This window comes from Stenotrophomonas sp. CFBP 13725, from assembly GCF_014841935.1.
GTDB lineage: Bacteria > Pseudomonadota > Gammaproteobacteria > Xanthomonadales > Xanthomonadaceae > Stenotrophomonas.
Map to the genome: position 1 here is coordinate 117,669 of NZ_JACYUV010000006.1, position 13,716 is coordinate 131,384.

At 58.1% G+C, this 13,716-nt stretch carries 11 protein-coding genes and 1 pseudogene; 11 read left to right on the forward strand and 1 reads right to left on the reverse strand.

Annotated elements, in window-relative coordinates; genetic code table 11:
* The first annotated feature begins 13 nt into the window (after positions 1 to 13).
* The 5 genes from IFT65_RS12395 to IFT65_RS12415 all read left to right on the forward strand — a co-directional run bounded on the left by IFT65_RS12395 (position 14) and on the right by IFT65_RS12415 (position 8,716).
* A complete protein-coding gene (locus tag IFT65_RS12395) occupies positions 14 to 1,168 on the forward strand; it encodes a site-specific integrase (protein WP_192081691.1) in 1,155 nt (384 codons plus the stop codon).
* Positions 1,056 to 1,703, forward strand: coding sequence for an IS30 family transposase (locus IFT65_RS12400; RefSeq protein WP_342365883.1), 648 nt, complete (start codon positions 1,056 to 1,058; stop codon positions 1,701 to 1,703). Before IFT65_RS12395 ends, IFT65_RS12400 begins: the two co-directional genes overlap by 113 nt.
* A gap of 163 nt (positions 1,704 to 1,866) precedes the next feature.
* A complete protein-coding gene (locus tag IFT65_RS12405) occupies positions 1,867 to 7,131 on the forward strand; it encodes an RHS repeat protein (protein WP_249405158.1) in 5,265 nt (1,754 codons plus the stop codon).
* Positions 7,132 to 7,151: 20 nt separating this feature from the next.
* Positions 7,152 to 8,138 (forward strand): RHS repeat-associated core domain-containing protein, encoded by a 987-nt coding sequence (locus tag IFT65_RS12410; protein ID WP_249405149.1) that lies wholly within the window; start codon positions 7,152 to 7,154, stop codon positions 8,136 to 8,138.
* Positions 8,135 to 8,716, forward strand: a complete 582-nt coding sequence (locus tag IFT65_RS12415; protein ID WP_192081694.1) for a hypothetical protein — start codon at positions 8,135 to 8,137, stop codon at positions 8,714 to 8,716. Before IFT65_RS12410 ends, IFT65_RS12415 begins: the two co-directional genes overlap by 4 nt.
* 126 nt (positions 8,717 to 8,842) lie before the next feature.
* Here IFT65_RS12415 and IFT65_RS12420 read toward each other — a convergent pair.
* A pseudogene (locus IFT65_RS12420) lies at positions 8,843 to 9,771 on the reverse strand (IS5 family transposase).
* A gap of 423 nt (positions 9,772 to 10,194) precedes the next feature.
* Between IFT65_RS12420 and IFT65_RS12425 the strand changes: the two are divergent.
* From IFT65_RS12425 to IFT65_RS12445, 6 genes are all read left to right on the forward strand, one after another.
* Positions 10,195 to 10,524: an immunity 53 family protein gene (locus tag IFT65_RS12425; RefSeq protein ID WP_192081695.1), complete on the forward strand. Its 330-nt coding sequence runs from the start codon at positions 10,195 to 10,197 to the stop codon at positions 10,522 to 10,524.
* On the forward strand, positions 10,521 to 10,868 hold the full coding sequence (gene imm40 / locus IFT65_RS12430) for an Imm40 family immunity protein (protein WP_192081696.1): 348 nt from the start codon (positions 10,521 to 10,523) through the stop codon (positions 10,866 to 10,868). The genes IFT65_RS12425 and imm40 overlap by 4 nt, the downstream gene beginning before the upstream one ends.
* Positions 10,869 to 11,138: 270 nt before the next feature.
* The gene (locus IFT65_RS12435) at positions 11,139 to 11,675 is read left to right on the forward strand and encodes a hypothetical protein (RefSeq protein ID WP_192081697.1); all 537 of its coding nucleotides are present in this window, start codon (positions 11,139 to 11,141) and stop codon (positions 11,673 to 11,675) included.
* Positions 11,676 to 11,802: 127 nt separating this feature from the next.
* A complete protein-coding gene (locus IFT65_RS12440) occupies positions 11,803 to 12,222 on the forward strand; it encodes a hypothetical protein (RefSeq protein ID WP_188326526.1) in 420 nt (139 codons plus the stop codon).
* 8 nt (positions 12,223 to 12,230) lie between these two features.
* Positions 12,231 to 12,569: a hypothetical protein gene (locus IFT65_RS18510; RefSeq protein WP_206756813.1), complete on the forward strand. Its 339-nt coding sequence runs from the start codon at positions 12,231 to 12,233 to the stop codon at positions 12,567 to 12,569.
* A gap of 475 nt (positions 12,570 to 13,044) precedes the next feature.
* Positions 13,045 to 13,197 carry a hypothetical protein gene (locus IFT65_RS12445; RefSeq protein ID WP_188326528.1) on the forward strand — a complete coding sequence of 51 codons (153 nt, stop codon included), beginning with the start codon at positions 13,045 to 13,047 and terminating at the stop codon, positions 13,195 to 13,197.
* The last annotated feature ends 519 nt before the right edge of the window (positions 13,198 to 13,716 follow it).

The following is a 13,716-nucleotide window of genomic DNA, read 5'->3' on the forward strand; positions in this document are numbered from 1 at the left end:
GGGACACCGATCAATGTCATCCGCGCTCACCAAACGCATCGTTCTTACCTCGGAGCCCCGAGATCGTCCCTACGAGCTCAGGGACGCTCAGGTTCGTGGTCTGATTCTTCGTGTGCAGCCCTCAGGGCACAAAGCTTGGATCGTGACCTGGGCGCATGGTAAGCGTCGTACCTTGGGCTCAGTAGAACACCTGACACTCGACCAGGCCCGGGACCGAGCCCGGCAGGCGGTAGCTGAGTATGTTCATTCGGGATTGCCGACGCTGGCAAAGTGCAAGCTCACTAGCTGCACACTCGAAACTCTGCTCAACGATCACTTCGAGCCTTGGGCTGTTGCTGAGCTCAAGGGTGGTCGTCAGTACCCGGATCGCATCCGATCAGTTTTCCCATGGCTGCTACGCCGTCAGATCATTGAGATTGACGTTCCGACGATGGAACGGTGGTGGCGTGGGCGTGTCGCTGGGCCGGATGCCGTAACCAAGGCTACGGCAGCGCGCGACTTCGCGTGCCTGCGGTCTGCATTGTCTCGCGCCGTTGAGTGGAAGCTGATCGAGACCAATCCCCTGATGGGCATGCGCCAGCGATCAGCCGCTAGCCGGAAGGTCGTGCGGTTCTTGTCCCCTGATGAGGAGGCAATGCTCCGGGCCGCGCTGGCAGCGCGCGATCTAGCTGGGGTTGAGGGCAGGGCAAATGCCAATGCTGCTCGTCGCCGTTATCGGCAAGCGGTTCTGCCTGATTTGCCGATGGACGGGTATGTCGATCACCTAGCGCCCGTGGTTCTTACGGCCATGAACACCGGTATGAGACGGGGTGAGCTGCTGTCGATGACATGGGCCGACATCAACTGGGAGGCAAAGAGGCGCACCATCCAGGCAGAGAACGCCAAGTCCGGTAGGCAGCGTCACATCCCGTTGAACGCCGAAGCCATGGAAGTCCTGCAGCGTTGGGCTAGTCAAGCGGGCGAGAGCAGCGTGGGTAAGGTCTTCGACGTGACCGACATCAAGAAAGGGTGGGGCAAGCTCATAACCGATGCCCTCGTTGACGAGTTCCGGTTTCATGACCTGCGGCATCACTTTGCATCGTGGCTGGTGCGGGCAGGCACTTCTGCACAGCAAGCCGACGCGGGGTTTGCGCCGTACGGCGGCGGCCACGAGGACGGGGGCTCCTGAGCAGCTGCGTATCTTGCATCGCTCGGAGGACGTGCGGCAACGACTGATTCCTGGCCACTGGGAAGGCGATTTGATCAAGGGGGCTTTCAACCGCTCCCGCGTAGGGAAACCGGTCGAACGAAAGACGCCTTTTGTGATCCTTTGCAGGATGGACGGATGCACAGCTGAAACGCCACCGGAGGGTTTCAGTCGCCAAATGAAGAAGCTGCCCGAATTCACGCGTGCTAGTTTGACCTATGACCGAGGCACGGAGCTGACGTGCTCCCCAGAGCTGATGGACCCCTTGGATATCGACGTGTGGTTTCCTGATCCACACGCGCCTTGGCAGCGTGGCAGGAACGAGAAAACCAACGGATTGCATCGGCAGTTCCTGCCCAAGGGCATCGATCTGCCCTGCGTGAGCCAAGAATATCTAAACCACGTTGCGATGCCCATCAACACGCGAGCATGTCAGGCGCTGGGCTGGAAGACACCCGCCGAAGTGATAGACAAAGAGATCGCTGAATTCAGATCACGTGTTGCGCTCGCTCCTTGAGACCGCCCTACCTTCTCCGGGGATATCGATGGATTGCTCAAAAAGCGCCTAGCGAAAAAAACTGCGACCCATGCCCGTCAAATCATGCTCCTAATGCCCTAGCATAGACATCACTCACACAGGCATGGACGCGTTGACAGCCGCATGGGTTGGTCACGTGAAGATGAAGATCGAGGAGATCGCAGGGATGAAGCATCTTGCATGGAGCACGCGTTTTGGGATTACTTTGGTCGCAGCCGCATGCGCCACCCAAGCGGTTGCCATCGAGCCGTATCAGGAGTACCGCAAGCACATCGAGTCTGCGCAGAATCTAACGGCGCTCAAGGACGACCTGATGGGCGACAGCGTCAGTCCTTACAATGGACAGACGGAGTTTGCGGTCACGGACATTAGCCTGCCGGGCAACAGCGCGCTTGCTGTCCAGTTGCGCCGGCGATTCAGCATCGAACTCGATCTTGTGGGTGACACCACCTTCAATGCGAATATCGACGGTGTGGGTGGCTGGGAGATCGATGTCCCCCATATTTCGGGAACGTTCCCAACGTCGGGATGGGCCGACGACCGCTGCAGCGGACACATGGTTCCCTCTTATCCATCTGCATTCCAGCTGACGGAGATATGGCAGGGCAACAAGGTGCACATCCCGGGACAGGGTGACCGCGCCATGCTCGGACTCAATGCGGATTCACCACGTCCAGACGATGGTATCGCTCGGAAGTGGACGACCATGCAGCGAGATGCCATCGACTGCATTCCCATGCAGGCAGGACTTTCAGGGGAAGGATATCGCCTGAAGACTACCGAAGGCGTAGCGTATTACTTCGATATAGCAACCAGCCGACTGGCCGGCACCCTGGACAGATCGATGGGGGAGGGTGGTCGCGCCCGGGTGGGCCGCGTTCGCAGGTATCTCCAGGCCAGCAAGGTCGAAGATCGTTTCGGGAACTGGGTCCAGTACGCGTACAACGCTGAGGGGCGGCCGACGAGGATCTGGTCCAGTGATGGACGCGAAATCACGCTTGTCTACGAAGGCGAGCACCTTGCCACGGCGACGGCGAACGGGAGGAGCTGGTCCTATGCCTACGGCGCGGTTGAAGGCAAAACGCGCCTGACGTCGGTGACGCAGCCTGACGGGAGCGCTTGGACCTACGGTTACTCGAGTGCGCTGGTAAGCGAAACGCCCGTGTGGGATGGCAATTCACGGCCCGACTGCGCCGAGCAGCCCGTTGAAGCCTTTGGTGCGCTTACCATGGTGGTGGGCCATCCATCGGGCGCAAGCGGAACATTCAATTTCCGCAACATGCGCCACGGGCGCAGTGGCGTGCACAGGAGCACTTGTCTCCAGCGCGTCAGCAATGCGGATGCCTCCACAGGCGTCTACTACTACATTCTTTCCACGCCGAACTTCTTTGATGTCGTTTCACTTACGGACAAGACAATCTCTGGTCCGGGGCTGCCGACGCCGCTGACCTGGTCATACAGTTACGGGAACGGGTTCGAGCCCCTGTGGGGAAGCGCTGGCTCACCCGCGGTTTATCCGTGCACCACCTGTAAGCAGGAAAAAAGCGTAACCGTCGCTAATCCTGACGGAACGAGTACGGTACACCGCTACGGCAGTCAATACGCCCTCAATGAGGGACGGCTGCTCGGGACCAGCACCGTAGACGCGACTGGCAATGTGGTGAGCACGCGGTCCAGTGTTTACATGTCAGCCGCCGAGGTCGCAGTGCAGCCCTTCGCATCCGCGTATGGCTTGATTTACGGTTCGGATGACCCCAGTACGGCGCAGGTGCGGCCCGTCGTGGCCGAAGCGATTGATCAGGACGGCGTCAGCTATCAGACCAGCATGCTTTCGTTTGATGGGTATGCCCGACCAATCCGGGTCAATCGGTCCAGTGCATTGGGGTCACGAACAGATGCCACGACTTACCAGGATAACTCCGCTCTGTGGGTTCTGGGACAGCCCGCGACGCAGGTAAACGAAGACACCGGCTTGGTTCCGTCTGAGACGCGTTATGACGAACTCATGCGACCCGTCGAGGAGCTCGCTTTCGGTGTGCTGAAACAAAGTCTCTCGTATAACGCGGATGGCACCGTCGCCACGGTTGCCGACGGCCTTGGACATGTCACTGCTCTGCACGACTGGAAGCGTGGGATGCCACAGAGCATCACCTTCGCTGACGGGGTGTCGCAGTCTGCGGTTGTTGATGACAATGGCTGGATCGGGTCGATCACCGACGAGAACGGTTCGGCAACGGTGTATGCCTACGACGCGATGGGGCGCATTGCCAGTATTGACTGGCCGGCCGGTGACAGCGTTGCTTGGGCTCGCACGACACAATCGTTCAGCCAGATCGGAACGGATGAACATGGCATCGGTCCCGGCCATTGGCGCCAGGATGTCGTCATGGGCGGTCTGCGGAAGCACGTCTACTTCGATGCATTCTGGCGTCCCGTGCTTACCGAAGAATACGACAATGCGTGGCGCCCTGAGACGCAGCGTTTTCAGCGATTCGCCTATGACGAAGCGGGCCGTCAGGTCTTCTCTTCCTACCCGGGAAGCAGCACCGCACTCACTGCAGGCACATGGACGACGCATGATGCGTTGGGCAGAGTTCGCGCGGTGTCGGTGGACGCTGAGTCCGGGCTGCTGACTACGCTGACCGAGTACCTCGGTGGCGGACAGATCAGGCAGACAGACCCGCGGGGCAATGTAACAACCACACAGTTCCAAGCCTTTGGTGAGCCGTCTACGGAAAGCCCCGTGGCCATCTCACATCCGGAGGGCACAATCACCGAAATCAACCGGGACATTTTCAGCAAGCCGGTTGCCATTGTGCGGAGGAATCTGGACGGCAGTGTGCGCGTAGGCCGGAGCTACGTTTACGACAGTGGCCAGCGCTTGTGCAAATCGGTGGAGCCGGAGACCGGCGCGACACTTCTGGCTTCCGATGCGGCAGACAATCTGATCTGGAGCGCAGCCGGGATGGATCTGGCTGATGCCACGACCTGTAGCTTGGACTCGGCTGCAGCGGATGTCCGCAAAGTTTCCCGTGGGTACGACGCGCGGAACCGTCTCGTCTCTTTGCGCTTCCCGGATGCCAATGGCAACCAAGACTGGACGTACACACCGGACGGAAAACCAGCCACCGTCACCACGCTCAATGAGGCGGGTGCGACGCAGGCATTGAACACGTACACCTACAACAAGCGAGGCCTGCTGACAGCGGAAACGTCCAGCGACAGTACCTTGGGTATCCAGTCGCTTGGTTACGCTTATGATCCACTTGGCGCAGTGGCTGGGCTGACCTACCCAAGCGGGCGGTACGTAGATTACGCGCCCAACGCGCTCGGGCAGGCAACCAAGGCAGGGGATTTCGCTACCGGCGTGTTGTATCACCCAAATGGTGCGATCAAGCAGTTCACCTACGGGAATGGACTGGTCCACGGCATGGAGCAGAATGCGCGCCAGCTGCCTGCCAGAACAAGCGACAGCGGTGGCGCACTGGACACGAGCTATGAGTACGATCCGAACAGTAATGTCGGTCGTATCGTTGATCACTTGGATGAAAGCCGCACCCGCGCGATGACCTACGACGGATTGGATCGTCTGGTAGAGGCGGCCTCGCCGTCATTCGGCGGTGATGGGTTATTCCGGTACTCCTATGATGCCGTGGATAACCTCCGCAGCGCCAATCTTGCTGGAATCAAGGATCATGTGTACTGGTACGATGCAAATAATCGCCTCGCCAATGTCCAGGACAGCGGCGGTGCCACGACGATTGCCCTGACCTACGATGTCCAGGGGAATGTGGCCATGCGCAGTGGCCTCGGTTACTCGTTCGACTTCGGCAATCGACTGCGTGCGGTGGCTCAGGCGGAGCAATATCGCTACGACGCACAGGGTCGACGGATTCTCTCAACCGCTGCCGACGGCGGAACGATCCGCTCGCTTTATGGGAACGACGGTATCTTGCGGCGCCAGGACAATGCCCGGACGGGGAAGAATACCGAGTACATTCATCTCAATGGGAGCCTCGTCGCCCGAGTGAGCCAAGTGGTTGCGCCTGTCATGCCTGTGCTGAGCGCCCCCACATTCAGCAATGACGGTGCCTATGCGCTTAGCTGGACCGCAGTGCCGCTGGCGACCCGTTACGAACTGAGGGAACAGTCAGATGAGCTGGCTTGGACTACGGTCTATGACGGCCCCGAGCTTGGCTGGTCAGCCAGTGCGAAGGAAGAGGGAACGTTTTCGTACAGCGTACGTGCGTGTCAGGCATCGGCCTGCAGCAGCTGGAGCGCGACCGCTTCGGTGTCCGTGCAGAAGCCGCCGGCAGGTGGCGTGGCCGTTTCCCTCGCCCCCGTTTCGCTCAACGGCACGTATGTCGTGTCCTGGAACAGCGTTCCCGGTGCGGCGACGTACCGGCTTGAAGAGGATGCCGGCGGCGGCGCTTGGTCCGTGGTGGCAGACGCTGCTGCCAACAGCTTCACCGCTGCCGGCAAGGCAGCAGGCATCTACTCCTACCGCGTTCAGGCGTGTAATCCAGCTGGCTGCGGACCGGTGTCCTCACCGGCGTCCACGACCGTGGTTTATCCACCGGCGGGAATCGTCGGTGTTTCGGTGACGGGGGAGAGCCTCGGCGGCGCCTATACGGTCGAGTGGTCGCCGCTTGCGGATGCTACCCGCTATGAGCTCGAGGAGAGCGCCAACGGCGCAGCCTGGGCGGCCGTGGCAACGCTGGCGTCCACCAACCAAGCCTTCAGCGGGAAGGCATCGGGGAGTTACGCCTATCGTGTGCGCGCAGGCAATGACGCAGGGTGGGGTGCGTATTCGGAAGCGGCGACTGTTGCGGTCATCCAGCCGCCCGTGGCGCCTGAACTCTCCGCCCCGGCCGGTTCGGCGGACGGAACGGCAGTCGTCAGTTGGACGCCGGTTGCGATGGCAGTGAATTACGTGCTCGAAGAGAGCGTAGAAGGTGCGGCGTGGGCTGCGATCCAGAACGACGGATCCACGCAGGCCTACCGATCTGGCCTTGGTTTCGCAACGTATTCGTATCGGGTGCAGGCGTGCAATGCAGCGGGGTGCAGCGGTTACTCGAACGTTGCCTCGGTGGCCTCGAACCCACCGCCTACCACACCCACCATCACGTCCTCGGTCCAGTATGTGTGGCTCGCAAATGGCGCTCGAAAGATCCGATGCGAGGCGTCCTGGACCCCAGTGACTGGCGCAACGAGCTACGAGTTCCAAGCCTATGGCGGAAGTACGGAGTACGTGGGGCCGCTGACCTCGATCAAGGCCGAAGGCTCAGCCTACTGCGCGATCAACCACATCATCCGGGCATGCAATGCGAACGGATGCTCGGCTTGGTCCGATCCACCGAAGGATCAGCCCGTGGTGGACCTCGGTGACCTGACGAACCCATGGTGACGGTGATGGAGATAACGATCATGAAGATCATCAGGCAGGCAATTGCAGTCCTGGCGTCGTTGAGCTTGGCAGGGGCAGTGGGTGCGCAGGAAACGGTGGAGTACATCCACACCGACGCATTGGGATCGCCGGTGGCGGTGTCCGATGCTGGCGGAACTGTCATAGAGCGAAGTGTGTACGAGCCGTACGGCGCATCGGTCGGTGGAGAGCCGACCGACGGTCCCGGGTATACCGGGCATGTGAGCGACTCTGAGACGGGCCTCACGTATATGCAGCAAAGATATTATGACAGCGGTATCGGTGTATTTCTGAGTGTTGACCCTGTCACTCCCTTGGGAAATGGCTCGGCGCAATTTAATCGTTATAGATATGCAAACGGGAATCCGATCGGAAACCTTGATCCCGATGGAAGACAGTGCACGGGGACTCATGTAACGGCGGTGTGCGAAGCCGGCGGAGTCGCGGGGCTGGTGACCAGCACCGCAGGTGCCGGTGCGGCGCGACAAGCGAACAAAGCACTCAAGCAAGCTGACGCCTTCAGGCCGTTCGACTCACGATCCGAGATGTATGGCGTGTGGGCGAAGAACGTTGAGCCTGTTTCAGAAAGTTGGGGATTCGAAATTGCCTCTCTCATCTACAAGGCTGGGGGCGGGCGCTTGCGTCTCGGCCCAGCTCATAGCGACGGGCAGCCGACAAGCGTCACCGGCGTGTTCGAGACAACGGGACGCGGCATGAAAGAGAGCGGCTTCATACACACTCATCCGCGCCGTGCGATCATGAGTTCGGCTGATATGCTGGTATCGAGGTCAACGGGAAGCATGTTCTCCGGAGGGCCCAATTCGTATTACGGCGATCTGTCTACAGCGGTTAATCGCGGAATCGATGCAGCGATGGTTCGAAATGGAAGAATCTACGAGTTCAGCTTTGAAAGTTATCAGCGTGCAATGTCGAATACGTCGGAGGGACCGCACGTCCGCCTCGGTGATTTGGTCAGAGAAATAAAATGAATAAAAATTTATTGTTGATCTGCTTCGTAGTTATTGTCGCTTCGTGCAAGGCCGTCGACCATCCCTCTGACGCCAAAGCGCCGGATCCATGCGCTATAAAGACCAATGGCGCGCCCTCGTCCTGCGAAGTCTCTGCTCCGCACCTCCTGGCCAGTGGGCAGGATTTCGACGGGAAGACCGTGTCCGTAACGCTCTACTATCCCGGTTATAACGCGAGCCTTCTCTTTTCAGGAGGAGAATCTGCGGATATTCACGACCTCTCATCAGCATTCGTCTTCGATAGACATGGACAGGTCGGTGAGAGGAATCTAGACGATAGCCCCGAATTGTCTCCAGGATACTACCGGGTTCGTGGCCGTTTTCAGCAGGTGAAGCCACTAACTGTGGGCGAGGGAGTGGTGATGCCCTTGGTGGTTGCTGGTCGGCTGACGGAGATCACTCAATTGGATAAGATAAGGACGGTGAGGGAAATTCGGGGCGAGTGCGCAGATATCCCTGGGTGTAAAATGAACTATCTGCACGGTTTCTACCCGATTCCTATGCTAGGGCAGCGCCAAGGATCCGGCGACGCACGCTAGGGAAGGTCTGAGCAGATCACCCGCACCGTTGAATTCATGAGACGAGCGCGTCCCGGGATCGCCTGCTGCGGTGGATTTCGATGAAAGTGAGGTTTCGGAGGCACCGGGGGGCACCTCCAGACGGATTTATGCCATCGTCGGCAGAGACTGCCGGCGTGCCATCCACAGATTGGACAACGCAAACAGCGTCAGCACCCGCGCGCTGTTTTTGGCCAGGCCACGGTAACGCACCTGGGTGTAGCCAAACTGCTGCTTGATCGCCCGGAAGGGATGTTCCACCTTCGCACGCATGCTGGCTTTGCAACGTTCCCAGCGCTCGTGCTGTTTGCGGTCGCGCGCGTTCTTGATCCCCTTCACCTTGCCGCGCTTCTTCGCGATCAGGCAGGCGGCCTTGGACTCCTGAAGCTCGGGCCGCGACTCCGCACCGGTATAGCTACTATCGCCCAGCACTCAGTCCTCCTTGCCGTGCAGAAGCTCGTGCGTGACCGTGACGTCGCCGACATTGGCAGCCGTGCATGTCACATGGTGGACAAGGCTGGAAAACTCATCGAGGCCGATGTGCGCCTTCATGCCGGGATACCACTGATTGCCCTTCTTGGTCTCGCGCATCTCCGGATCACGTGTCCTGTCAGCATTCTTGGTGGAGCTGGGCACATTAGTGATCGTGGCATCCCCGATCGTTCCCGCACGCAGGCTCAGGCATTGGTGCTGCAGGTGTGCGTTGACCGCCTCAAGCATCTTGGCGCCCATCCCGTGAGTCTCCAGCAACCGGCGGAAGTTGAGGATCGTGGTCTCATCGGACATACGCTCCAGACTGTTGATGCCAGCGAATCTGCGCATCACCGTCGTGTCGTACAGCGCTTCTTCCAGCGACGGGTCGCTCAAGGCGTATCACTGCTGACGGAAGTGGATACGCAACTTGGTTGCAAGCGGATGCGGCGGACGGCCGCGACGGCCTGTCAGCGGGGGGAATACGGCTCGATCAGCGCCAGCAGACGCTTCCAGGGAACCACTTGATCCATCTCGTTTTCCATCTGACTTCTGAGCTGGTGCATGCCGTGACTTTCGAAATGTGCTCTATCACTATCACCATATCGGCTGACGAAGAGGCTCCCATGGGGTTGAGGGTGAGCTGGTGAGTCCGGGCTGAGGCTTTATGCCCCCGTTTTGATTGATGGGTCGATTGTGAGTCTGATAGCGGCCTGTTCCTCGGGCTATTTTATTAGGAGTGCAGGTGCGGGCTGGATGAAGCAGGAAGGATAAGGTGCAGTCATCGCTAGCAATGCCGCGACGTGCGAGCCGAATTACAATATTCGATCTGATTTCCAAAAGGTGAAGCCTGTGGATGTAACCAGAAAGGCCCGCGCCAACCCAGTTGACGTATCTACGGTCGCTACGCCTCACGTAAAATAAGCAGGTCAGAAGGGTGTGCGTCTGGCACTGCCAGAAGGACTGCCGAAGCTAAAGTGAGATCAATTATGGATACTGCTATCTCGTTGTTGCAAAAATGGTATGCGCGGCACTGCGATGAAGATTGGGAACACTCCTACGGCGTCAAGATAGATACGCTGGACAACCCGGGGTGGATTCTTACCGTCGACTTGGCCGATACGGAGTTCAGCGAACGTCTGCTGCCGCGCAATCGCCTTGATCGGTCAGAAGCAGACTGGGTCCAGTCGGAGATATCAGAGCGGCGCTACATTGCTTGCGGAGGCGTGTTAAATCTGGAGGAGATGATCCTTCAGTTTCTGATCTTCGTAGGGGAGCCCGGGGTCGATAATTTCATTAAGCCAGAAAGGGGGTTATGAACGTGGTTCAGTATGTATGGTCAGAACAGATAGATCCGATGCTGCGCGAAGGCGAATTTCTGGAAATGCTGGGCGTTCGTAACTGGGCGCTTGACAGGGTTGGAGCGCTGGACGCAGTGGAGAGGTTGAGTTGTGAGAGGATCGCGGTCGCCGGTGGTGATGTGTACAAGCGGGAAAACGGTCGCCTTGAAACGACTTACGACAATTGGTATTGCAACAGGAACGATGGTGAGCAGATGAGCGAGTACATTGAACGTAGCGTCGATATTGCGAGGAATTACATATCCACGTATCCCGGGTCGGACAGCAGAGTTTTCTTCTCATTAGTGCCTGTGGCTCGGTGACCAGAGTCCTGGGTCTAGAGAAGTTTAATTTCGGTAAGCAGGATCCGCATCCAAACACCGCCTCGCCTCCTCTCCTACGTCGGCGCCATCGCCACCCATGCAATACGATCAATGTCATGTGCGCTCACGAGGCGCATAATTTTTTTCGTCAGAACCACGTGATCGCCCTGGGAGCTCGGAGGCGCTCAGGTTCGCGGCTTGACTCTTCGTGCGTAGCCTTCCGGACACAAGGCTTGGGTCATCACCTGGGTGCACAGCAAGCGTAGTACGTTGGGCTGGGTTGAACACCTGAGCTTGGATCAAGCGAGTGATCAGGCTCGCCAAACAGTTGCTGAGTACGTTCATTCGGGATTGCCCGCCCCAGCGAAGTCCAAGGCAATTAGTTGCACACTCGAGAAGAAAGAATCGGCTGGGCGGCTGCTTGAAGAAATCCCGAAAATTCCGGAAACTGTCAAGAGAGCCTTCGGCCGCAGTCGATTCGATTACTGGGGGCGAACGGTAGAGGTCTGCGTCTTGAGGCGGATCGAGCACTCAACTCTTTCGTGGGTCAAAAAAACGGGTGTAGTGATGGGGAACTTCTCAACAGATTTTGTGAGCCCGACGAATTTTGATTCGCTGGCGGTGGAGATATCGTACGACTCTCAAATCCTTTGTCGTATTGACAGGGAGAGCGCTGATGGAACGCTGGAAATAGAAGTTTTTCATGAGGCAAGGCTTCTAGCCGATGATGTCAACATGAAGTTTCCGGTGCTGGAGTTCCTGAGTGCCGTCGAGGAGGCATGTGTGGATCTTCGAGAGATTTCCTAGAGGAGGCGCGGCGACGAGATTAGAGAGCCCGGCTGCACGTGAAGCGGGTGAGCCCGATCGGAAAAGCTACAGCGATACGAACAGTACAGTTAAAGTCTGCTCCCCTACTATCAATCAAGGGGGTTGAGTGAATCGCATTCTGATGATTGCATTGGCTTTATCCAGTGTTTCATGTTGGGTCGACGACGAGCTCCCGCCTCCGTGCGGCGTCGGAAACAGTCCTGTGGAAGCCGTTGCCCCCATCGTGCCTGCGGCGGCGGATTCGCAGGTGTGCGGCTCTATCGTGGCCACACTCGTCGTTGAAGAAGATGGCAGGGTAACGAATCCGGTCATGGCGCGCTCTCAGTTCAAAGAACTCCATCGGAGGAAGGTCGATAGTGCTGCTTATGAAAGTGCTGTCCTGACCGCTGTAGCGAAATGGCGTTTCCCGCCTGTCCCATCTCGCTGCACGAAGAACATCACAGTTGACTTCCAGCGTCTGGATAGCAATGGTAAGAGTGTTGCGCCGGAGTCGCCCGAGGTGCATCTTCCTCTTGAGACAAAGTGAGGCGCAAAATGCACGATTGGACGCTGTTGGATATCAGTGTTGATTGGGTTGGCGGGGTGGCAGAGCTCCGCGTTCTGGATGAGTACTCTTCAGAGCGGTTAGTTCGATTTAGAGGGCTCCGCGAGATATATGCAGATAGGCGGGAGCACTGGGGGCCGAGCAGTTCGATCAATGAGGATTCATGGATGGATAGCGATGGCGCGGACGTGGTGTCTTTGAAGATTGAGATGCAATCAGGTGGTGTGATCAACATATCCGCTGAATCATGTGAGATCGACGGTTTGGGTTGTTGCCCGTCCGTGAACGAGGTGAAGAGAGTGGTCTCTAGTAGCAACGGCAACACGTGATCTGACTTCAGTGATTTTTTTGTCCATCAGTTCGGCGTGTGTCTTCCAGCCAAACGTCTTACGCGTCGGTGTGCTCATAAGCATCGCTACGTAGTTGAGATATTCTTGGCTTGCGCCCTTCAGATATACGCCCTTGGGCAGGAACTGTCGAAGCACGTCCATTGGTGTTCTCGCTGCTGCCACGCTGCTTGGTGATCCGGGCGGGGCAACGAAAGCTGCTATCCAAAAATCGCTGGATGGGGTCGCGGCAAGGCCTCGATTTGCTTCCCGAGGCAGTTGCGGAGAAGTAACTCAGGTGAGCATCGCGCTACACTCCGTCGGAGATATAGACGCCGTCACCATGGCGACAGCGCCTACCGTAGGTTCGAATGCCGGGCAGGTCATAGAGTCCTGTGTCAGCTGCGCTGCGGTCGCCAACGACCAAGGTGTCCGTGCGGTACTTCCTGTAAGAGCACGCCCGTTCTAGGATTGATTGATGAATTTCAAGGACACCTCTTATGATCAGCGACGTCAGCTGATCGATGCTCTAGATGATGCATTGGATGCTGCTGGGCTCGGACAGGATCGTCGCGCCAGTGCGATGATGGCCGTCGCGCTGTGTGATCGGCTGGGCAACCGACTCGACTGAGAACGGCAGTCTGCCATCGAGGCCGCTCGACATTTCTGGGCGGTAGGCGATGGTGTCGAGTACAAGAAGTGGTTGGATTTTTTTTCCACACGGCTCAATGATCAGCCGCTCTCGGATTCGGTTGATCGGCTAGTTTGGAGTGCATTGGCCCAGTCCGGTGGGCTTGATTCGTACACGGGTGAATACTTGGTCCTGGAAGCACTCGATGCGGGGCTCGATATTTCAGCAGTATCGGAAGCGATCAAGACTGTCTTTCCGGAATACACGTATCCCTAGGTATGTTGTCTTTTCAGGTTGGGGGTGTGATGGTGTACATCGTAAGCTTGATCCCTATGCCGGCACCAGATATGGCGAGAAGCCGCGGCCTTGGTCGGCGCTTTGTTTGTGCGGCTGTTGGAAATCTTTGATTGGTGAGAGGTTCGTGGCGGACGGATTGCTGCTGGGCTTCATTGGGGCGAGTTGCGGATGGCTGTTGCCGTGCGCACGGGTTGTGTTGGTCCTGATCACTTGGCTTCATCT

What these genes read in the sequence shown, in the direction of transcription:
- IFT65_RS12395 (WP_192081691.1), top strand. Translation starts at nt 14, where the DNA reads ATGTCATCCGCGCTCACCAAACGCATCGTTCTTACCTCGGAGCCCCGA.
- IFT65_RS12400 (WP_342365883.1), top strand. Translation starts at nt 1,056, where the DNA reads ATGACCTGCGGCATCACTTTGCATCGTGGCTGGTGCGGGCAGGCACTT.
- IFT65_RS12405 (WP_249405158.1), top strand. Translation starts at nt 1,867, where the DNA reads ATGAAGATCGAGGAGATCGCAGGGATGAAGCATCTTGCATGGAGCACG.
- IFT65_RS12410 (WP_249405149.1), top strand. Translation starts at nt 7,152, where the DNA reads ATGAAGATCATCAGGCAGGCAATTGCAGTCCTGGCGTCGTTGAGCTTG.
- IFT65_RS12415 (WP_192081694.1), top strand. Translation starts at nt 8,135, where the DNA reads ATGAATAAAAATTTATTGTTGATCTGCTTCGTAGTTATTGTCGCTTCG.
- IFT65_RS12425 (WP_192081695.1), top strand. Translation starts at nt 10,195, where the DNA reads ATGGATACTGCTATCTCGTTGTTGCAAAAATGGTATGCGCGGCACTGC.
- imm40 (WP_192081696.1), top strand. Translation starts at nt 10,521, where the DNA reads ATGAACGTGGTTCAGTATGTATGGTCAGAACAGATAGATCCGATGCTG.
- IFT65_RS18510 (WP_206756813.1), top strand. Translation starts at nt 12,231, where the DNA reads ATGCACGATTGGACGCTGTTGGATATCAGTGTTGATTGGGTTGGCGGG.
- IFT65_RS12445 (WP_188326528.1), top strand. Translation starts at nt 13,045, where the DNA reads ATGAATTTCAAGGACACCTCTTATGATCAGCGACGTCAGCTGATCGAT.